The sequence below is a fragment of the Vibrio sp. HDW18 genome, assembly GCF_011306175.1.
GTDB classification, from domain to species: domain Bacteria; phylum Pseudomonadota; class Gammaproteobacteria; order Enterobacterales; family Vibrionaceae; genus Vibrio; species Vibrio chanodichtyis.
Genome location: NZ_CP049913.1, coordinates 1,047,344 through 1,067,422, shown reverse-complemented (window position 1 = coordinate 1,067,422; position 20,079 = coordinate 1,047,344). Strand labels below are relative to the sequence as shown.

Here is a 20,079-nt window from a genome sequence, read left to right as displayed (position 1 = left end):
ATCACCGCCTTTTTTTGATCTCTCTTCATCATTTAACGTCTGAACACTGAATATCGGCTCACTGAACGCTAGGCGTTACACACTGCCACCCTGCGTAAAACGATAGCCCATATCCACCACTTTATTGGCTTGGCGCTGGCCTTTAAGCGCGGCAATTAGCAGCTCGGCACTTTTTTCGCCAATCGCATAGCGGGGGGTATCCACACTGATCAGTTTGGGGCTGATGGCGCGGCCGATATCTAGCGCATTGTAACCCACGACCGCCAGTTGCTGCGGGACGCCAATCCCACGTTGCTGGGCGACCAGCAAAGTACCAATCGCGATGTCATCGTTGGTGCAAAATACCCCATCCAGATCAGGATAACGCGCTAAAGCTTCATCAAGTAACTGTGCTGCGAGTGAGAAACTGGAATGCGAGCCAGTGAGGACGTGTTTAATGCTCAAGCCCGCTTCTTGCATCGCACGATCATAGCCCTGCATACGTAGCTGGGTGCGGGTATCGAGCCGTGCACCAAAATAAGCAATCGAGCGTTTACCGCTGGTAATGATTTTTTTCACCGCTTGATAGGAGGCTTCCACGTGATCCATGCCGACCGCCATATCAATCGGTTGACTTGGCAGCTCCATGGCTTCTACCACTGGTAAGCCCGAGTTGGCGATCATCTGTAACGTGCGTGGGGTGTGATGGCTTTCGGTTAAGATCAGCCCATCAACCTGATAGGCAAGCAAAAACGCCACTTTACGCTCTTCTTCTTGCTCATCATAGCCAAAGTGGGCGAGTAGGGTCTCATAGCCATGGGCTTTGGTGACCGATTCAACCCCTTGCACAAATGAGGCAAAAATTTGGTTGGACAGCGAAGGCAGCAAGATACCAATCGTGTTGCTCGACGCTTTCGAGAGCATCGCTGGCGCGCGATTTTCGATATAGCCTAAGGCTTCCACCGCCAGCGCAATTTTCTCCTGCGTGGCAGCCGCAACCGAGGTTGGATTACGCAAATAGCGCGACACGGTCATTTTGGTTACGCCAACTTGATCGGCCACATCTTGCAAGGTTGCCCGCTGTTTTTTTGTCATAGGTGCTTGAGTATTTTATAAAATGTTATGAGTAACATTATGACCAAGTGCCTAAAGTTGCACAACCGCCACGTTGAGTTGGCTTCGCTTTCGTGCCCCTTATGCAGGGTGCTAATTTCTTAGCGCCCGAAAATCATTGCCAGTTGGTGCTTGTGATACGCACAGGCCAAATTCAGGCAGCACAGCAAAAATATGATCAAAAATATCGGACTGAATACGCTCATATTCCACCCAAATCGTGGTGTTGGTAAAACAGTATACTTCCAGTGAGATGCCATCGTGAGTGGGGGCTAACTGACGTACCATCAGCGTCATTTCTTGATGAATGTACGGATGGTTGCTCAGGTAGCGTTCTAGATAAGCGCGAAAACTACCGATATTGGTCAGGCGTCGGCCATTGATCCGACAAGCTAAATCCCACGGTTTTTGCTGATTGTAGTGGCTGATCTCTTGCTCTTTTTCGCTCAAGTAAGGTTCGAGCAGTTGGGCTTTTTTCAGCGCCTGTTTTTCCTCTTCCTGCAAAAAATGTACGCTGGTGGCATCGATCAATAGGCTACGTTTGATGCGTCGACCACCGGATTCTTGCATGCCTTTCCAGTTTTTAAACGAATCGGAAATCAATGCGTAACTTGGAATGGTGGTAATGGTTTTATCCCAGTTTTGTACTTTGACGGTAGTCAGGCTGATATCAATCACTGCGCCATCAGCGCCGTATTTGGGCATTTCTAACCAATCGCCAACCGAGAGCATTTTATTGGCCGAAAGCTGTACGCCGGCCACCAATCCCAAGATCGGATCTTTAAACACCAACATCACCACCGCGGTCATAGCGCCTAAGCCGCTGAGCAGGATCACCGGAGATTTACCAATCAAGATCGAAGTAAAAAACAGTGCGGCGATAATAAACACGATCAGTTTGATACTTTGCAAAATACCGCGGGTGGGCAGATTTTTCCCCACTTGGGTGCGGCTGATCAGGATCTCCAATACATTGAGCAAGGAATACATCGCCAGCATGCCAAACGCGACAATCCATAATGAGGTGACGGTGTGCAGCACATCGTAAGCAAAGGTATCGGGGCGCAGCCATAACTCAGTTTGGACGGCGATGACGATGCCTTGGATCAGTAGCGCAAAACGGCTAAACAGGTGCTCTTTGAATAAGGCATGGCGCCAAACACTTTGTTCATGGTGAGCAGAGCGTTTTAGCCACAGCAGAACCCCTCGGTGTAACACTAAGTGGATGGCAATCGAAATTGCAGCGATCAATCCTAGCGCTTCAGCCAGTTGGATCACGCGTTCAAGCTCAATATCGTACTGCTGTAACCATAGGGTCAATGTGTCAAGCATGGCTTACTCCTTAATCAATTCAATCTGTCGCTCATAGTATCTTAAGCGCAGATCGCTCACCACGCTAAGCCTGCGAGAGAGTTTTAATAGCCTTTGGCAAAATCAATCGCGTTGCGCAGTGGGCGTTGCTCTCGCCAGCGCTGATAATTATCGGCAAAGATATCGATCACTTGCTCAGGAAAACTGACCGCCGCAATGTGCGGTGTCACCGTGATGGCGGGATGCTGCCAAAAGGGGTGTTCAGTGGCGAGAGGCTCGTGCTCAAAAACATCCAAAAAGGCGTGGCGGATGTGCCCTGCCGCCAATAAAACGGGCAGATCTTGCTCAACTAAGGTGGCTCCTCGTCCTACGTTAAACAGCAGTGCTTGGTGACAGTGGCTTAAGTTGGCGTGATTGAGCAATCCGGCCGTCGCCAATGTATTGGGTAAGGTATTGACCAGCAAATCGGCGCGCGCGAGTGCCAATGACAGCTCGCTGATTGGGTAAGTGGCATCAAAATCGCCTTCGCGGCTAGGCACACCAGTGCGGTTGACACCAATCACGCGCAGCCCAAACAGTTTGGCCACTTTGGCTAAATGGCTACCAATTGAGCCAGTACCAAGGATCACCATGGTTTGATTGGCCAGTGATGCGTAAGGGTGCGGCTGCCAGCATCGTTGTAACTGTTGGCGATGGTAGATGGCAAAATCCCGTTGCTGCTGCAGAGCGTAACCCATCACATATTCTGCGATTAACTGGCCAAAGATGCCTTTGATATTGGTCAGTTGATAGTCTTGTCGCAGCTGCGGTTTGATTAATGTATCGACGCCGGCATAGGCCGATTGCAGCCATTGCAAGCGCGGGAAATCATCAAGGCAGCGTGCTGCGAGCGGTGGGGCGGCGAGTAAAATCGTGGCTTGAGTTCGATCATCGGTCAAAATTAGCTCAGGCAGTTGGCGCTGCTTGAGTAGCTCGTGGTAGTGTTGATCATGTTCGGTAAGAATGTAGAGATAGTGGAAATTGTTCATAGGCGTGTCTTTTTTCCCTTATGGTTATCCAGTACACTTCCGCTGTCTTTTTCCGCAACGATTTGAAGTGACTATGTTACAAAATCCTTTACAACTTCGTCTTGAGAAGTTTGAACCTTGGCAACAGATTACCTTTATGGCCTGTTTGTGTGAACGTATGTATCCTAATTTCGCGATGTTCTGTCAGCACACACAGTTTGCTGAGGCACGTATTTATCGTGACATTCTCGACAGTGTATGGGAGTTGCTGACGGTAAAAAATGCCAAAGTTAACTTTGAACATCAGCTTGAGAAGCTTGAAGAGTTGATCCCGACTTCGGATGCGTTTGATCTGTATGCGGTGTATCCGGCGATTGACGCCTGTGAAGGGTTAGCCACTTTGCTGCACGGTTTGCTTGATCGTGATGATTTAGCGCAATCGATGCTTAAAGTGAGCCAGATTTCGGTGCAAACCGTGGCTCAGCTTGAAGAGGCGCAAACCGGAGAAGCAGTCACCAACCACAACCAGAAAGATAACCAAGCGGTCTGTGCCGAGTGGGATGTCCAGTGGGCAATTTTCCGTCCGCTGCGCGAAGCGGCTGAGCGCGATATTGAACTGATTAAGGATCTGCGCAAAGAGCTGCGCGAAGAAGCAGTCAGCAATATTGGGGTCGGAGTGTAAATCACTCAGCGCGTCAGCCTCTGCTCAGCAGGGTTGCTTGGATAGAAAAAAACCGCCTCAAATCAATTGAAGCGGTTTATAAATAAGGCGTTAACTCATATAAATCAGGCATAATGACGAACAAAACCAATAATGTGACGTCGATTATTTCCAGCAAAACAACCGTGTGAGTTTGATGAGCTACCAACCATCTTACACTATCACCAATCAGATTCTTTCGCTGGTGGCACAAATCAGTGAATGCTTGGGGCGTCTGTCTGTCAACTGAGCTTCATCTCGTGAGCTGAAGCTGAGCAAGGTTAACCGAATCAGAACGATTCAAGGCTCCCTTGCTATTGAAGGGAATGCGCTATCTCACTCAAGAGCAGATCACCGCCTTGCTGAATGGCAAGCAGGTTCTCGCGCCCAAAAAACAGGTTCAAGAAGCGCTGAATGCGATCAATGTTTACCAAGAGTTGAATTCATGGTCTTCACATCGTGAAGTGGACTTGCTGCAAGCCCACGAAGTGTTAATGATCAGCTTGCAGTCTGTGATTGGTCGTTATCGTATGGATGGTGTTGGTGTTTTTAAGGACGGACAGGTATTGCACATGGCCCCACCTGCGGATCGCGTGCCAAAACTGATGAGTGAGTTATTTCAGTGGTTAGCCAATGATAATAGCCACCCGCTTATTCGCAGTTGTGTGTTTCATTATGAGTTTGAATTCATTCACCCATTCTCGGATGGAAATGGAAGAATGGGTAGGCTATGGCAAACCCTGATTTTGTCTGAATGGAATCCTCTCTTTACTCATTTACCGGTTGAAAGCTTTATCTATGAGAATCAGCAAGCCTATTATGATGCGATTAATTGCAGTACGCTGAAAGCCGATTCAGAGCCGTTCATTTCCGCTAAGTTGCCGATGGTCTTGAACGCTTTGCAAGAAACCGAAGCGACCACCCACAAGTTACCCCCCAAGTTAAACAGCTGCTGGACTTGCTTGAAGGGGAAATGCTCAGAGAAGAAATTCAAGCAATACTTGGGCTGAAAGACAGAAAGTCCTTTCGCGAGCGTTATTTAAAACCCGCGCTTGAGGCTGGTTTAATCGAAATGATCCTCCCAGATAAACCCACCAGTAAGGTGCAGCGTTATAGAAAGAAGAGCGTCTGAGGTTCATGGTTTCCAGCCATATTGGCGGCCATTTCTTTTATCCCCTTCCCACTTGAAGTTGTAGCGGTGTTGGCTACGTTCGCTCAACCCAATCACATCGTTTGCCTATGCTCATGAGAACTCACTCACTTGCCGCCTACCTGCAACGCCAAGTTGTTTCGGTATCGCAATTCTTTTTACTCAACCTATTTTTTCAATTAGTTGAAAGAGATAAATGGAAATTTAGAGTTTTGGGAAAGTGATTAGCGTCGTGTTCGGGGTGTACGCGAGGTTACATATAATAAAAAAGTCGCTCTTCATTAATGAAAAGCGACTTTAAAATCAGCTAGTTAACTAATGTTAATTAGTTCATGCCGTATTTTTTCAGTTTCTTACGAAGAGTACCGCGGTTGATACCCATCATGGTTGCTGCGCGAGTTTGGTTGCCGCGCGTGTATTGCATGATGGTGTCCAGAAGTGGTTGCTCAACTTCAGCTAGAACTAATTCATACAGTTCAGTCACTTCTTGACCATTCAGTTGTGCCAAGTAGTTTTTAAGAGACGCTTTAACAGAGTCGCGCAGTGGCTTTTGCGTGATTTGGTCTTGTGAAGTCACGGTAGTAACGGTTAAAGCTTCTGAAGTCAGATTTTGTTCGAACATATTCGGTCTAGCTCTTCTCTTAATTATGATGCAACGTTATCAAAATACCCTTCGAGCACATCAAGTTGCTGCTCTGCAGTCTCAATGGCATTGAAGGTACGGCGAAACGCACTCGCTTGTTCATGCTGTTGCAAGTACCAACTCACGTGTTTGCGTGCAATCCGTGGGCCTAAATACGCTCCATAAAATTGATGGAGTGCGTTGACATGACCAAGCATGATGTCTTTCACTTCCGTTAACGGAAGCTCTGGCATTGTGGTGCCGTGTTCCAAATAGTGTTGGATTTCCTGAAAAATCCATGGTCGTCCTTGGGCTGGACGGCCAATCATTAAAGCGTCGGCGCCGGTGTACTCCAGTACATAGCGAGCTTTTTCCGGGCTATCGATATCACCGTTCGCGATAACCGGAATGCTCACCGCCGCTTTGACCGCTTTAATGCTGTCGTATTCCGCCTCACCTTTGTACATGCAGGCACGAGTTCGCCCATGGAGCGCCAGTGCTTGGATGCCGCAGTCTTCGGCTAATTGAGCGATTGAGAGACAGTTTTTGTTGTCTGTATCCCAACCGGTGCGGGTTTTGAGTGTTACTGGAACATTCACCGCATTGACTACCGTTTTCAGGATATTTTCAATCACATCCGGAGTGCGTAGCAGTGCAGATCCCGCGAGTTTTTTATTTACTTTTTTGGCTGGGCAGCCCATGTTGATATCGATGATTTGCGCACCGTTTTCAACGCTGAACTGTGCAGCGTCAGCCATCAGCTGTGGATCGCAGCCCGCAATTTGTACAGAGCGAATGCCCGATTCGCCTTGGTGTACCATGCGGTTTTGCGATTTGGCCGTTTTCCACAGAGCCGGATTGGAGGACATCATTTCGCTGACCGCCATTCCTGCTCCGTAACGTAAACACAGCTCTCGAAATGGTCTGTCGGTGACACCCGCCATTGGGGCGACGATCAGATTGTTCTTAAGTTGATGGTTTCCGATTTTCAAAACGTCTTCACAGCTTCGTACTAGCAAGGGCGCGCATTTTACGCATTTTTTTGAAGTCTGAAAAGACTAATATTTGAGCATTGGCGATTTGTTTTGCTAAATAGCCGATTTATCAGTCAATTAGACCACAAAGTCTTATCTAGCCTAGCTTACGACCAGAAATGCGGCACCATTCGCTTTTCTCGGCGATCGGGTCAAGTTTGACATCGGCGCGATAGAATTCTGCTACGCTTTCGGCTTGGGTATCTAAGATGCCGGACATCGCCAGTTGGCCACCGGGTTTGAGTAGTCCTTTGATGATTGGTGAAAGCTCACGTAGTGGGCCGGCCAAAATGTTAGCCACTACCACATCGGCCAGTAAGCCTTCTGGTTGGTCTTTTGGTAGGTAAACTTCGATTTGATCTTCGACGCCATTACGCGCGGCGTTATCTTTCGAAGCCAGTAAGGCTTGTGGATCGATATCAATCCCGATCACTTTCGCTGCGCCAAGTTTGATCGCGGCAATCGCGAGGATGCCGGATCCACAACCAAAGTCGATCACGGTTTTGCCACTCAGATCAAGATGATCCAGCCATTCTAAGCACAATGCGGTGGTAGGGTGGGTGCCAGTACCAAATGCTAAGCCAGGATCGAGCATCACGTTGACCGCTTGAGGATCGGGTACTTCACGCCAGCTTGGACAGATCCAAAGGCGACGGCCAAATTGCATTGGGTGGAAGTTGTCCATCCATTCGCGTTCCCAGTCTTTGTCTTCTACTTGCTCGACTTTGTGAGCAAAACCTTCAGCGAGCATGTTGCTGGTTTTGATTTGTTCCAGGATCAGCGAGGTATCCATATCCGCTTCATACAGCGCGACCACATCGGTATCGCCCCATAGGCGGGTTTCGCCTGGTAACGGTTCAAAGACCGGCGTATCTTTGGCATCGAGGAAAGTGACTGACACGGCACCAGTTTGTTCCATCAGCATATCGCCAATCGCTTCGGCGTTGTCGTTGGTCGCATTGAGTTTAATTTGAATCCAAGGCATGGCTTAAGATCTCATCGGGTTTAGATTGGCGCAGAGTGTAGCAGATTTGCTGATGATGTTCAGGCCAGAAAGTGGTCAGAGATAAAACAAAAAGCCCACCGAAGTGGGCTTTGTTCCCTGCAAACTTGAAGCTGCAGCGGTGTTGGCTAGGTTCGTTCACCCCAATCACATAGTCTGCCTATGCTCATGGGGATTCACTCACTTACCGCCTACCTGCAACGCTAAGTCGTTTGGGGAGCGTTGATTGGGTTATGCGCGATGAGAATAAAAACCGCGGCTTACTTGATGCCGAGTTTTTTCTCCAGATAGTGGATATTTGTACCACCATGTTGGAAGTTTTCATCTTGCATGATCACTTGTTGCAGTGGGATATTGGTTTTGATCCCTTCCACAATCATCTCATTGAGTGCGTTACGCATGCGCGCAATCGCCACATCACGGTTTTCACCGTAAGTGATGAGTTTGCCGATCATCGAATCGTAGTGCGCCGGTACGGTGTAGCCAGAGTAAATGTGCGATTCCCAACGTACACCCATGCCACCGGCGGTGTGGAAACGCTCAATCTTACCTGGACAAGGCAGGAAACGCTCAGGATCTTCTGCGTTGATCCGACACTCAATCGCATGACCACGGATTTTAATGTCTTCTTGGGTGAACGACAGTGGCTGGCCAGCGGCAATGCGCAGCTGCTCTTTGATCAGATCAACGCCAGTGATCATTTCCGTCACTGGATGTTCAACCTGAATACGGGTGTTCATTTCAATGAAGTAGAATTCACCATTTTCGTACAGAAACTCGAAAGTACCTGCACCACGATAGCCTATTTCGATACAGGCACGAGTACAACGTTCACCGATGAATTTACGCATCTCTTCGGTGATACCCGGTGCTGGCGCTTCTTCGACCACTTTTTGGTGGCGACGCTGCATGGAGCAGTCACGCTCACCAAGATGGATTGCGTTACCTTGACCATCGGCGATCACTTGCACTTCAACGTGACGTGGGTTTTCAAGGAATTTTTCCATGTACACCATGTCGTTGTTGAAGGCGGCTTTGGCTTCGGCGCGCGTCATCTGGATCGATTTAGTCAGTTCAGCTTCGTTACGCACTACTCGCATGCCACGACCGCCACCGCCACCAGAGGCTTTGATGATCACGGGGTAGCCGATGCGTTTGGCGTGCGCTTTATTTTTGGCTTCGTCGTTATCCAGTGGGCCGTCTGAACCCGGTACACAAGGGACACCGGCTTTTTTCATTGCGGTGATGGCCGATACTTTGTCACCCATCAAGCGGATGGTTTCCGCTTTCGGACCGACAAAGATAAAACCACTACGCTCGACTTGCTCTGCAAAATCGGCATTTTCTGACAAAAAGCCGTAACCTGGGTGGATCGCGACAGCGCCCGTGACTTCCGCCGCCGAGATGATGCGTGGAATATTCAGGTAACTGTCGATGCTTTTCGCCGGACCGATACAGATCGACTCATCCGCCAGCAGGACGTGTTTTAAGTCACGGTCTGCGGTTGAGTGGACGGCAACAGTTTTGATGCCCAATTCTTTACATGCGCGCAGAATACGTAGGGCAATTTCGCCTCGGTTTGCGATGACTACTTTATCTAGCATAGAAGTGGCCTCGATTATTCGATAACAACAAGCGGTTGATCGAATTCTACTGGTTGACCATCTTCGACTAGGATCGCGGTCACGACGCCGGATTTGTCCGCTTCGATCTGGTTCATCATTTTCATCGCTTCAACGATGCACAATGGGTCACCGACTGAAACGCTTTGACCTACTTCGATGAAGGATTTCGCTTCAGGACTTGGTGAGCGGTAGAAAGTACCGACCATAGGTGAAAGTACTTGGTGACCTGCTGGCACTTTGGCTGCAGGTGCTTCGGTTACCGCCGCTGCTTGATCTACAGGCGCTGGTGCGGCAACGGGTGCAGGTGCTGCGGCATAGTGCACTTGAGCGGTTGGAGCTGGCACGCCATAACGACTGATGCGTACGGACTCTTCACCTTCAGAAATTTCCAGTTCTGCGATGCCAGACTCTTCAACCAACTCGATAAGCTTTTTGATTTTGCGGATATCCATTATTTCTTTCTCTTTCATCTTGTGAGTAAGACAGCCCCGCAGGGCTGTAGAGTTTCTTGCTTACTGAGTCTGCAATGCGCGGATCGCGGCAGACAGAGCAAATTGGTAACCTTGCGCACCTAAACCGCAAATCACCCCTTGTGCTTTATCTGACAAGTAGGAGTGATGGCGGAAGGGTTCGCGAGCATGAACATTCGATAAATGCACTTCAATAAAAGGAATGGCCACCCCAAGCAGTGCATCGCGTAGCGCAACACTGGTATGAGTGAAAGCCGCGGGATTGATGATGATGAAATCCACTTTGCCGTAGGCTTGGTGAATTGCTTCAATCAGTTCATATTCGCGGTTCGATTGTAGATGTTGTAACTCAATGCCAGCATTTTGCGCCAGATCGCGCAATTGGGCGACGATCTGCTCTAAGCTTTGCGAGCCGTAATGGGCAGGCTCACGCAAACCTAATAAATTGAGGTTTGGTCCATTTAGAACAAGAATGCGAGAGTTTGCAGTCATTGTGTAGCCATCTTCCTTTATTGTGTGGTGAATAAGCAGTTTCCCATAAATGGACTTATTCGACATAAAGTTTTTATCAAAAGTTCGCGGATTTTAGTAAATTGCCCACGATTATAGCTAATTCATAACAAATGGCAGCAATTTACTGGTCTAATCACCTAGTTTTACCATTTAATTGTGCAGTGCAGTCAACAAAATCAGCTGCCGTTGTTGATAACTGGGAAATACGCAACCGGTGAATCTTCCCTTTTTGAACGCTCCATCGACATGCATAATGTGCGTGTTTTTCTCTCCCTTTTGATTAGGCATGATCATGTTAACCCCCTCTCCTTATGGCTGGATTTCGCAGTATTTCATCGGTTTTTTCTTTGCCTATGGCGTTTATTTACCATTTTGGTCACTTTGGTTTGCGGACCAAGGTGTTTCGGCAACCGATATTGGTATGTTGGTGGGGATTGGCTTTGCTACTCGCTGTGCTGCTAATTTATTGTTGACCCCACGTTTGCATCGCGTTGAGCAGCTGATGCCAGCCTTACGTTGGCTGAGTTTTGCTGGCTTGTTATTTGTTGGCTTGCATTTTTTTACAGGTGGAAGTTTTTGGTTAATGGCGCTGGCTACGGTGTTATTTAACTTATGCTGTGGGCCGATTTTGCCGCTTTCAGATGCTTTGGCGAACTACTACTCTAAGCTAAAAATGCTGGATTATGGGCGCACTCGCCTATGGGGATCGGTGGCGTTTATTGCCGGATCTACAGTGGTCGGCTTTTTGGTCGCTCACTGGGGAAGTTCGATGATTTTATATACGGCATTAGTTGGCATGGCTGCTGCGTTGTTGCTTGGTTTTCGTAAGACCACGCCGATGCCGGTGACCGAGCAGCAAGATCACATGCAGCGCCCCAAGTTGACCCAATTGCTGGCCGAGTGGCCGATTGTTAAGTTTCTTTTGTTGATTGCACTGCTCCAAGGTAGCCATGCCGCGTATTACAGCCTAGGTTCGATCTATTGGAAGCAGGCTGGCCACTCGGAAGATATTATTGGTTATTTATGGAGTCTGGGCGTGGTCTCAGAAGTGCTGGTATTTGCATTTAGTCGGCGCTGGTTCTCGGGTTGGAGTCTGCGTTCACTATTTTTTGTGGCAGCCCTTGGGGTAATGGCTCGTTGGGGGCTGACCGCTTCGACTACGATGATTGTGGCTTTAGTCGCCATTCAACTGTTGCATGGCGTCACCTTTGCGATTGCGCATATTGCGGCGATTCAATATATCCAGCAAGTGGCACAAAATAAGATGGTGGCTTTGCAAGCGTTGTATAACGCAATTCCACTTGGCGCGGTGATTGCAGGGATGACAGCGTTGAGTGGCTGGGGTTATGAGCATTGGGGGGCTGCCGTGTTTTGGGTGATGGCGGCAATGGGGGCTTTAGCATTATTGCTGCCGATTGATAACCCGACATCGGCAGCGTCAGAAGGCGATACGGTGCATGCACAACCTGAAACGTCGCTTTAAAATGGTTGGTGATTAATTACCAGCACTCTATCGAGAGTGGCCAGCCAGTATCGGTTTGGCGATTTGCCTCAAGCTCGAGTTCGGTACGCGTGAGAGGGCTTTTAGCCAGCCAATCCCCATCAATGCTCAGTATCAAGCTATCGTCTTGAGCACTGAGTTTGATGTCCGGCTCTAGCGAGGGATTGCGACGATGACTGAGTAAGACCGCAAGGCGCAGCAGACGCAGAACACGCTTAGCGCTGGTGGCAGAGAGTGCATATTGCTCAGGCAATAGCGTTAGTGGCTCACGATAGCGGCGTACTACTTCGGCTAAATAGTGCTTTTGTGCGCGAGTGTAGCCAGGAAGATCGAGATGCTGCAGTAGATAAGCGCTGTGTTCGCCGCCTTTTTTAAAATCGATGCTGAGACCGATTTCATGCAGTTGTGCCGCTGTGCGCAGTAACATCTCAGCTTGTGGTTCGCTGACCCAGCAAGCACCGCCACATTGGGCAAGCAGTTTGCTCGCGAGTGTAGCGACTTGCTGCCCATAAGCGCGGTCAATTTGATAGCGGGTTTGCAAGCTGTGTACAGTACGCGCTCGAATATCATTTTGACGTAAACTCTGCACCATTTCATAGACTAAGCCTTCGCGCAGTGCGCCGCCAGCCAGAGTCATTGCTTCAATATTGAGCGATTCAAAAATCGCGATCAGGATTGATAAACCGCTTGGAAAAACCAGCGCACGTTCAAGGGTTAAGCCTTCGATATCCAGTTCTTCCAGATGATTGGCTTGCATGGCTTGTTTTTGTAGCCGCTTGAGTTTGGCAAGCGTGATCACCTCATCCATGCCTTGCGCTAGCATGATCTCTTGCAATGCCTGTACGGTGCCACTTGCACCCACACACACATTCCATCCGAGCTGGGTATAGTGTGCGAGGATCGGCTCCAGCATCTGTTTAGCGGCACTAATTGCGTGCTCAAAGTTGCTGGTGGTGAGTTGACGATCTTTAAAATGACGCTCTAACCAAGTGACACAGCCCATTTTTAAGCTGGTCAGCGCCTTGGCATCAAAGTCTTCACCAATGATCAACTCGGTACTTGCACCACCAATATCCACCACTAGGCGACAGCCTAAGCCACCAGAGGTATGCGCCACCCCTTTGTAGATGGTTGCCGCTTCAGTTTCACCAGAAATGATTTCGATCGGATGACCTAAAATTTGGTTAGCGGTAGTGAGAAAATCCGCTGCGTTGCTAGCCGTGCGTAGTGTTGCGGTGCCGACAATGCGGATATTATGGCTGGGAATATCTTGCAGTCGTTCAGCGAAGAGGCTGAGACAATCCCAACCTCTTTGCATTGCTTCTAAGCTCAAGACGTTATGTTCATCTAAACCTGCGGCTAGACGTACTTTGCGTTTGATTTTGGCCATCGTCTGCACACTGCCATCGATATGACGCACGACCAACATATGAAAGCTGTTGGAACCTAGATCAATCGCAGCATACAGCGGTGAAGAAACGACTTGGCTCATAGCGACATCACGCGTCCTTTTTCGGACGAGGCGCGCGCGGGCGGCGTTGCTGCGGTTTACGATTGCCGTTATTGTTGCGTGAGCCTGTTGTGTTGTTGCGTCGCTGTTGTGGCGATGAACGCAGGCTGAGTGGCGCAGGTAAATCAGTTAATAGTGCGCTTGGATCGTAATCGGACACTGGAATTGAGTGTTCAATATAGCTCTCAATTTCAGTCAAGTTAATCGCGTACTCTTCACAAGCAAAGCTGATTGAGTGGCCGCTTTCGCCAGCACGCCCAGTACGACCAATGCGGTGAACGTAGTCTTCACAATCATCTGGTAAATCGTAGTTAAATACGTGGGTCACTTGCGGAATATGCAAACCACGCGCGGCGACGTCGGTGGCGACCAAAATATCCACTTCACCTTGAGTGAATTGCTCTAAAATGCGCTCACGTTTTTTCTGAGGGACATCGCCAGTCAATAAACCAACACGATGGCTATCTGCCGCTAAATGCGCCCAAATCTGCTCACAACGATGTTTAGTATTGGCGAAGATAATTGCGCGATCTGGCCACTCTTCTTCGATCAATGTCTGTAGCAGTGCCATTTTGTGATCATTCGATGGATAGAACAGTTCTTCTTGGATGCGATGACCCGTTTTTTGTTCCGGCTCGACCACTACATGTTCAGGATTGTTCATATGCTCAAACGCCAGCTCTTGTACACGGTAAGAGAGTGTCGCAGAGAACAGCATATTGAGACGATCTTTTGGCTCAGGCATGCGGCGGAACAAAAATCGAATGTCTTTAATAAAGCCCAGATCAAACATGCGATCGGCTTCATCAAGCACAACCGCTTGAATGTGGTTGAGGTTAAACACGCGCTGTTTGTAGAAATCGATGATCCGTCCGGTGGTGCCGATCAGAATATCCACGCCACTTTGCAGCTTAGTTAACTGCTTATCATAGCTTTCGCCACCATAAGCCAGTGCAGCTTTTAGACCGGTACTTGCTAATAGTGGCTCCGCATCATTAAAGATTTGGATCGCCAGCTCGCGAGTGGGGGCCATAATAATGGCGCGCGGTTGATTTTCCGCTCGACCTTCAGCTGCTGGTGTGGTTAATAAATGGTTGAAGGTAGCAGTGAGAAACGCGAGCGTTTTACCAGTCCCTGTTTGGGCCTGGCCTGCGATGTCTTGGCCGGAGAGCAGTACCGGCAACGCCAATGCTTGGATAGGGGTGCAGTAAACAAACCCTTTTTTTTCCAGTCCATCAATGACTTGTGGTTGTAAACCAAAGTCGGCGAACTTATGCTCTGTGATATGCGTCTTTTTCATCGCTATAGAATATCAGCTTACGCTTGCAATACGGAAGTAAATACATTCCAATAGAGCATCTATTTACTGGTTGAGTTATCACCAGTGCAGAAAATTACATTGGAGTGAAAGATGAGTGACAAAATTTTGCAGCTAACCGATGACGGTTTCGAGAACGATGTAATCAAAGCTGCAGGCCCGGTTCTAGTCGACTTCTGGGCGGAGTGGTGTGGTCCTTGTAAAATGATTGCGCCTATCCTAGATGAAGTTGCGGATGAATACGCAGGCAAACTCACTATCGGCAAACTGAATATTGACCATAACGCTGGAACGCCACCGAAGTTTGGTATCCGCGGCATTCCAACCCTGTTACTGTTTAAAGATGGCAGTGTGGTAGCCACCAAAGTGGGTGCGCTATCCAAGACTCAACTGAAAGAGTTCCTTGACGCGAACCTGTAATCAGTCAAACCGCCAAACCGTACATAGCAATATGTACGGTTTTGTTTTTGGCAAAAAACAATTTCTAGACTAGGCTAATATTTAGTGCTAGTTTATCGCACGTTAATTAAACAGTTGTTCACTTCTTGGTCAATCCTAAGGCCATGTCTATCTTAATTTAACAACAATCCTTTTTGACTAAATAAGTATCCACCACAATGAATCTAACAGAACTGAAGAACACCCCTGTGTCTGATCTGGTTAAGCTGGGCGAAAGTCTGGGCCTTGAAAACCTGGCACGTCTACGCAAACAAGATATTATTTTCGCAATTCTCAAAGCACACGCAAAAAGTGGTGAAGACATTTTTGGCGATGGGGTTCTGGAAATTCTTCAAGACGGTTTTGGTTTCTTACGTAGTGCAGACTGTTCATACCTGGCAGGTCCAGACGACATCTATGTGTCACCGAGCCAAATTCGTCGCTTCAATTTACGTACCGGTGATTCAATTGCCGGAAAAATTCGCCCACCTAAAGAAGGTGAGCGTTACTTTGCGCTGCTCAAAGTCAACACGGTCAATGATGATCGCCCAGATAACGCACGCAATAAAATCCTGTTTGAAAACTTAACCCCTCTGCATGCCAATGAACGTATGGTGATGGAGCGTGGTAACGGTTCAACGGAAGATATCACCGCACGCGTTCTCGACCTTGCAGCGCCGATCGGTAAAGGTCAGCGTGGTTTGATTGTTGCTCCGCCAAAAGCGGGTAAAACTATGTTGCTGCAAAATATTGCGCAAAGTATTGCCAGCAATCACCCTGAGTGCGTATTAATGGTGCTGCTGATTGATGAGCGTCCAGAAGAAGTTACCGAGATGCAGCGCTTGGTCAAAGGCGAAGTGGTTGCTTCAACGTTTGATGAGCCAGCCTCACGTCACGTACAAGTGGCCGAAATGGTGATTGAAAAAGCCAAACGTCTGGTTGAGCATAAAAAAGATGTAGTGATCTTGCTCGATTCGATTACTCGTTTAGCGCGTGCCTACAACACGGTTGTGCCAGCATCAGGTAAAGTATTAACCGGTGGTGTGGATGCCAACGCATTACATCGTCCGAAGCGCTTCTTCGGTGCGGCACGTAATGTTGAAGAAGGCGGTAGCTTGACCATCATCGCGACCGCTCTGGTTGATACCGGTTCGAAGATGGATGAGGTCATTTACGAAGAGTTTAAAGGTACAGGTAACATGGAGCTGCACCTGAACCGTAAGATTGCCGAAAAACGCGTATTCCCAGCTATCGACTTTAACCGTTCAGGTACGCGTCGTGAAGAACTGCTCACTAAAACCGATGAGCTACAAAAAATGTGGATCCTGCGTAAAATCGTTCACCCAATGGGCGAAAGTGATGCAATGGAATTCCTGATTGATAAATTGGCGATGACCAAAACTAACGATGAGTTTTTCGATGCGATGCGTCGTCAATAGTTGTTACTGATTGATCATGCTCTCAAACACCACCCTTGCGGTGGTGTTTTTGTTTGAGCTGAAATTGATCGATCTTGGTTCAATAAAGCGCGCGGAAAAATCATGGGCTTTGTTATACTGATAGCATCGCTGTCAATGAGTATCAGACCTATGAATTTTAAGGACTTACGAGATTTTCTTGACTATTTAGAGCAATGTGGGGAATTAAAACGCATCACCGATCCGATTGATCCGCATTATGAAATGACCGAGATCAGTGATCGAACGTTGCGTGCCAAAGGGCCAGCGTTGCTGTTTGAAAATCCGTTAGGTTACGATTTTCCTGTGTTGACCAATTTGTTTGGTACCCCAGAGCGAGTGGCGATGGGCATGGGGCGACAGCAGGTGCAAGAGCTACGCGATGTTGGCCAATGGTTGGCTTATCTTAAAGAGCCAGAGCCACCTCGTGGCCTAAAAGAGCTGATCGAAAAACTGCCGATTTTTAAACAAGTTCTCAATATGCCTGTCAAGCGGCTGCGGCGTGCACCTTGCCAAGAAATTGTCTGGCAAGATGATGAGGTCGATCTCGATAAAATCCCAGTGATGAGCTGTTGGCCAGAGGATGTTGCGCCATTACTAACTTGGGGATTGACTATTACGCGTGGTCCTCATAAAAAGCGCCAAAATCTGGGGATTTATCGTCAGCAAAAAATTGCGCGCAATAAAGTGATCATGCGTTGGTTGGCGCATCGTGGTGGGGCGTTAGACTTACGTGACTGGATCGAGAAACACCCCGGAGAACGTTTTCCAGTCAGTGTCGCGTTTGGTGCCGATCCTGCCACCATTCTTGGCGCAGTGACCCCCATCCCTGATACATTATCTGAATACGCGTTTGCTGGGCTGCTACGTGGCAGCCGTACCGAAGTAGTTAAGTCGATCAGTAATGATCTCGACGTGCCAGCCAGTGCTGAAATCGTGCTCGAAGGTTATATCGATCCTAACGAATTTGCCGCTGAAGGTCCGTATGGCGATCACACCGGCTACTATAATGAGGCGGAACTCCATCATGTGTTCACCATCACTCACATGACCATGCGTCAACAGCCTATTTATCACAGCACTTATACCGGACGTCCACCGGATGAGCCTGCGGTGCTCGGTGTGGCGCTTAATGAAGTCTTCGTGCCTATCTTACAAAAGCAATTTCCTGAAATTGCCGATTTCTATCTGCCTCCTGAGGGCTGCTCGTACCGCATGGCGATTGTGACACTCAAGAAGCAGTATCCAGGGCATGCTAAGCGAGTCATGCTCGGGGTGTGGTCGTTTTTGCGCCAGTTTATGTATACCAAGTTTGTCATCGTATGTGATGAGCAAGTGAATGCACGCGATTGGTCACAAGTGGTGCAGGCGATGGTGGGCAATATGTCTCCGCAGCGCGATACGTTATTTATTGAGCATACGCCAATTGATTCGCTGGACTTTGCTTCACCAGTGGCGGGTTTAGGCTCGAAGATGGGATTAGATGCGACCCGTAAATGGGATGCCGAGCTCGCGCTGGCGACAAACGCTGAAATCCCTAGTCATACAGTGCTGAAGGTTGACCTCATCAAAGGTCTACTGGCAGATGAACCGGATATTTTGGACGTGGCGTTACCCGATGCTGGCCAAGGTCAGCTCGCACTATTGCTAATCAATAAGCGACAAGCTGGGCAGGGGCAACAGGTACTGCAGCGTGTGATCGATAAGTTAGGCGCTTATACACCGCTTAAGTTTGTTATTTTGTGTGATGACGATGTGGATATTGATGACTGGAATGATGTGATCTGGGCGATGACGACACGCATGGATCCGGCGCGAGATAGCCTGCGGGTCGCGAGTCAAGATCTGCTTGGGTTTGATGCCACCAATAAGCTACCGAGCGAGGTGACCCGTGAATGGGGCAAACCGATCCGCAAAGCTCCCGCGTTGGTCGCTAAAATTGATCATTTATGGAGTAAGCTTGGGATCGAATGATGAACAGCGTCCGCTTACTGCCTAGCGAAAAACAATTTACAATCCATCCGGATCAAACGGTGCTTGATGCTGCGCTCAACCAGCAGATAGCCTTTGCTCACCGCTGCCAAATTGGAATTTGTACGGCTTGCTTATGTAAGTTGGTTGACGGTGAGGTGGAGTATCAACTCGAACCGTTACTGACCGAACAAGAAAAAGCCACAGGTTGGATACTTGCCTGTCAAGCTTACGCGACCACTGATTTAGTGCTGACCTTTAAAGAGTAAGCCAGAGGAAGTTCAATGATAATTCAATGCCAAGTCAATTCTGTGCAACCACTCGCCACCCATACTTACCAAGTTTTATTGCAGCCAGAGCAGGCGATCGCTTATCAAGCGGGACAGTATTTAATGGTGGTAATGGATGACAACGATAAGCGACCGTTTTCGATAGCCAATAGCCCATCGCGGGCGAGTGGGGAATTAGAGCTGCATATTGGTGCCGCGGATCACAGTGCCTTTGCACACCAAGTGGTGGAGGCGTTTCAACAAGCATATCTCAATCACACGACGATTAAAATTGACATGCCACATGGCAATGCGGGGTTGCAACAGAGTGATCGCCCATTGTTGTTGATTGCGGGGGGCACTGGCTTTAGCTATGTGCGTTCCATTTTAGATGCTTGTCTGATGCAAGGTAAAACTCAGCCGATCCATCTTTATTGGGGCGCTCGTGATGCGGCACAGCTTTACGCACTGAATGAGTTGCAAGAGCTTGCCAAGCAATATTCTCACTTGCAGGTTGTCGCAGTGATCGAGCAAGTGCAAGATGGCTGGACAGGAAAAGTCGGCAATGTACTGCAAGCTGTTAATGGTGATTTTGTCAGTTTGGCTGATTTTGACATCTATATAGCCGGACGTTTCGACATGGCTGCGGCGGCACGTGAACAATTTACTCAAAACAAACAAGCTCGACGTGATCGAATGTTTGCCGATGCTTACGCTTTTATTTAAATACCGCGCCTAAGTATAGGGAATGAGATAGGAGCCTTACTGGAAAGGTAAGGCTCTCTGTTGTTTATTGTTGTTTAAATAACCACAGAATAATTTATCTGTGGATAACTTGTGCTTAATCTATGAGTAAAGTGGGATAAATAAGCCTTTGCGCGTAAGTTAAGCGCTTGAGCGTTATTTTTGTATTTTTTCTCAAAAAACACTTGCCAGTGTGAAGTTGATCTCTATAATGCGACCTCACTGACACGGCAGACGCCGCAAGGCTTTCGGGCCAGTCAGTTAGGCAAAACGCTTCGATGCAAAAAGATGAAAAAAAGTGTTTGACACTGACCATTATCTCGCTAGAATGCACAGCCTCTTCG

At 48.4% G+C, this 20,079-nt stretch carries 18 protein-coding genes and 1 pseudogene; 8 read left to right on the top strand and 11 right to left on the bottom strand.

Annotated features, from left to right (window positions below; all coding sequences use genetic code 11):
• Window positions 1–75: 75 nt before the first annotated feature.
• The 3 genes from G7083_RS05105 to G7083_RS05095 form a co-directional block, all read right to left on the bottom strand.
• Window positions 76–1,074, bottom strand: a complete 999-nt coding sequence (locus G7083_RS05105) for a substrate-binding domain-containing protein (RefSeq protein WP_166013845.1) — start codon at window positions 1,072–1,074, stop codon at window positions 76–78.
• 111 nt (window positions 1,075–1,185) lie between these two features.
• Window positions 1,186–2,424: a mechanosensitive ion channel family protein gene (locus tag G7083_RS05100; protein ID WP_166013844.1), complete on the bottom strand. Its 1,239-nt coding sequence runs from the start codon at window positions 2,422–2,424 to the stop codon at window positions 1,186–1,188.
• Between the two features lie 83 nt (window positions 2,425–2,507).
• A complete protein-coding gene (locus G7083_RS05095) occupies window positions 2,508–3,431 on the bottom strand; it encodes a D-2-hydroxyacid dehydrogenase (protein ID WP_166013843.1) in 924 nt (307 codons plus the stop codon).
• Window positions 3,432–3,504: 73 nt separating this feature from the next.
• Here G7083_RS05095 and G7083_RS05090 point away from each other — a divergent pair, with 73 nt between their 5' ends.
• Both G7083_RS05090 and G7083_RS05085 read left to right on the top strand, forming a co-directional pair.
• Entirely contained in the window at window positions 3,505–4,092 is a 588-nt protein-coding gene (locus G7083_RS05090) for a YjaG family protein (RefSeq protein WP_166013842.1), read from the top strand.
• Window positions 4,093–4,258: 166 nt separating this feature from the next.
• Window positions 4,259–5,242 (top strand): annotated as a pseudogene (locus G7083_RS05085) (Fic family protein).
• Window positions 5,243–5,585: 343 nt separating this feature from the next.
• Here the strand turns inward: G7083_RS05085 and fis are convergent.
• The 6 genes from fis to aroQ form a co-directional block, all read right to left on the bottom strand.
• Window positions 5,586–5,882 (bottom strand): DNA-binding transcriptional regulator Fis, encoded by a 297-nt coding sequence (gene fis / locus G7083_RS05080; RefSeq protein ID WP_000462885.1) that lies wholly within the window; start codon window positions 5,880–5,882, stop codon window positions 5,586–5,588.
• 23 nt (window positions 5,883–5,905) lie between these two features.
• Entirely contained in the window at window positions 5,906–6,874 is a 969-nt protein-coding gene (gene dusB / locus G7083_RS05075; protein WP_166013841.1) for a tRNA dihydrouridine synthase DusB, read from the bottom strand.
• Between the two features lie 139 nt (window positions 6,875–7,013).
• Window positions 7,014–7,901, bottom strand: coding sequence for a 50S ribosomal protein L11 methyltransferase (gene prmA, locus G7083_RS05070; RefSeq protein ID WP_166013840.1), 888 nt, complete (start codon window positions 7,899–7,901; stop codon window positions 7,014–7,016).
• A 278-nt stretch (window positions 7,902–8,179) separates the two neighbouring features.
• Window positions 8,180–9,523, bottom strand: coding sequence for an acetyl-CoA carboxylase biotin carboxylase subunit (gene accC, locus G7083_RS05065; RefSeq protein WP_166013839.1), 1,344 nt, complete (start codon window positions 9,521–9,523; stop codon window positions 8,180–8,182).
• A gap of 14 nt (window positions 9,524–9,537) precedes the next feature.
• Window positions 9,538–9,996 (bottom strand): acetyl-CoA carboxylase biotin carboxyl carrier protein, encoded by a 459-nt coding sequence (gene accB, locus G7083_RS05060; protein WP_166013838.1) that lies wholly within the window; start codon window positions 9,994–9,996, stop codon window positions 9,538–9,540.
• Window positions 9,997–10,056: 60 nt separating this feature from the next.
• Entirely contained in the window at window positions 10,057–10,506 is a 450-nt protein-coding gene (gene aroQ / locus G7083_RS05055) for a type II 3-dehydroquinate dehydratase (RefSeq protein ID WP_166013837.1), read from the bottom strand.
• Window positions 10,507–10,819: 313 nt separating this feature from the next.
• Here aroQ and G7083_RS05050 point away from each other — a divergent pair, with 313 nt between their 5' ends.
• Window positions 10,820–12,010, top strand: a complete 1,191-nt coding sequence (locus G7083_RS05050; protein WP_166013836.1) for a 3-phenylpropionate MFS transporter — start codon at window positions 10,820–10,822, stop codon at window positions 12,008–12,010.
• A gap of 16 nt (window positions 12,011–12,026) precedes the next feature.
• Here the strand turns inward: G7083_RS05050 and gppA are convergent, their stop codons facing one another.
• Both gppA and rhlB read right to left on the bottom strand, forming a co-directional pair.
• On the bottom strand, window positions 12,027–13,520 hold the full coding sequence (gene gppA / locus G7083_RS05045) for a guanosine-5'-triphosphate,3'-diphosphate diphosphatase (protein WP_166013835.1): 1,494 nt from the start codon (window positions 13,518–13,520) through the stop codon (window positions 12,027–12,029).
• Between the two features lie 7 nt (window positions 13,521–13,527).
• Entirely contained in the window at window positions 13,528–14,838 is a 1,311-nt protein-coding gene (gene rhlB / locus G7083_RS05040) for an ATP-dependent RNA helicase RhlB (RefSeq protein ID WP_166013834.1), read from the bottom strand.
• Window positions 14,839–14,949: 111 nt separating this feature from the next.
• On the opposite strand from rhlB, the gene trxA reads away from it, so the two are divergent.
• From trxA to fre, 5 genes are all read left to right on the top strand, one after another.
• Window positions 14,950–15,276: a thioredoxin TrxA gene (gene trxA, locus G7083_RS05035; protein WP_001280783.1), complete on the top strand. Its 327-nt coding sequence runs from the start codon at window positions 14,950–14,952 to the stop codon at window positions 15,274–15,276.
• A 197-nt stretch (window positions 15,277–15,473) separates the two neighbouring features.
• Window positions 15,474–16,733, top strand: a complete 1,260-nt coding sequence (rho, locus tag G7083_RS05030; RefSeq protein WP_166013833.1) for a transcription termination factor Rho — start codon at window positions 15,474–15,476, stop codon at window positions 16,731–16,733.
• Between the two features lie 150 nt (window positions 16,734–16,883).
• Window positions 16,884–18,725, top strand: coding sequence for a 4-hydroxy-3-polyprenylbenzoate decarboxylase (gene ubiD / locus G7083_RS05025; RefSeq protein WP_166013832.1), 1,842 nt, complete (start codon window positions 16,884–16,886; stop codon window positions 18,723–18,725).
• On the top strand, window positions 18,722–18,991 hold the full coding sequence (locus G7083_RS05020) for a 2Fe-2S iron-sulfur cluster-binding protein (protein WP_166013831.1): 270 nt from the start codon (window positions 18,722–18,724) through the stop codon (window positions 18,989–18,991). The genes ubiD and G7083_RS05020 overlap by 4 nt, the downstream gene beginning before the upstream one ends.
• 15 nt (window positions 18,992–19,006) lie before the next feature.
• On the top strand, window positions 19,007–19,717 hold the full coding sequence (fre, locus tag G7083_RS05015) for an NAD(P)H-flavin reductase (protein WP_166013830.1): 711 nt from the start codon (window positions 19,007–19,009) through the stop codon (window positions 19,715–19,717).
• The last annotated feature ends 362 nt before the right edge of the window (window positions 19,718–20,079 follow it).

What these genes read in the sequence shown, in the direction of transcription:
- G7083_RS05105 (WP_166013845.1), bottom strand. Translation starts at nt 1,074, where the DNA reads ATGACAAAAAAACAGCGGGCAACCTTGCAAGATGTGGCCGATCAAGTT.
- G7083_RS05100 (WP_166013844.1), bottom strand. Translation starts at nt 2,424, where the DNA reads ATGCTTGACACATTGACCCTATGGTTACAGCAGTACGATATTGAGCTT.
- G7083_RS05095 (WP_166013843.1), bottom strand. Translation starts at nt 3,431, where the DNA reads ATGAACAATTTCCACTATCTCTACATTCTTACCGAACATGATCAACAC.
- G7083_RS05090 (WP_166013842.1), top strand. Translation starts at nt 3,505, where the DNA reads ATGTTACAAAATCCTTTACAACTTCGTCTTGAGAAGTTTGAACCTTGG.
- fis (WP_000462885.1), bottom strand. Translation starts at nt 5,882, where the DNA reads ATGTTCGAACAAAATCTGACTTCAGAAGCTTTAACCGTTACTACCGTG.
- prmA (WP_166013840.1), bottom strand. Translation starts at nt 7,901, where the DNA reads ATGCCTTGGATTCAAATTAAACTCAATGCGACCAACGACAACGCCGAA.
- accC (WP_166013839.1), bottom strand. Translation starts at nt 9,523, where the DNA reads ATGCTAGATAAAGTAGTCATCGCAAACCGAGGCGAAATTGCCCTACGT.
- accB (WP_166013838.1), bottom strand. Translation starts at nt 9,996, where the DNA reads ATGGATATCCGCAAAATCAAAAAGCTTATCGAGTTGGTTGAAGAGTCT.
- aroQ (WP_166013837.1), bottom strand. Translation starts at nt 10,506, where the DNA reads ATGACTGCAAACTCTCGCATTCTTGTTCTAAATGGACCAAACCTCAAT.
- G7083_RS05050 (WP_166013836.1), top strand. Translation starts at nt 10,820, where the DNA reads ATGTTAACCCCCTCTCCTTATGGCTGGATTTCGCAGTATTTCATCGGT.
- gppA (WP_166013835.1), bottom strand. Translation starts at nt 13,520, where the DNA reads ATGAGCCAAGTCGTTTCTTCACCGCTGTATGCTGCGATTGATCTAGGT.
- rhlB (WP_166013834.1), bottom strand. Translation starts at nt 14,838, where the DNA reads ATGAAAAAGACGCATATCACAGAGCATAAGTTCGCCGACTTTGGTTTA.
- trxA (WP_001280783.1), top strand. Translation starts at nt 14,950, where the DNA reads ATGAGTGACAAAATTTTGCAGCTAACCGATGACGGTTTCGAGAACGAT.
- rho (WP_166013833.1), top strand. Translation starts at nt 15,474, where the DNA reads ATGAATCTAACAGAACTGAAGAACACCCCTGTGTCTGATCTGGTTAAG.
- ubiD (WP_166013832.1), top strand. Translation starts at nt 16,884, where the DNA reads ATGAATTTTAAGGACTTACGAGATTTTCTTGACTATTTAGAGCAATGT.
- G7083_RS05020 (WP_166013831.1), top strand. Translation starts at nt 18,722, where the DNA reads ATGATGAACAGCGTCCGCTTACTGCCTAGCGAAAAACAATTTACAATC.
- fre (WP_166013830.1), top strand. Translation starts at nt 19,007, where the DNA reads ATGATAATTCAATGCCAAGTCAATTCTGTGCAACCACTCGCCACCCAT.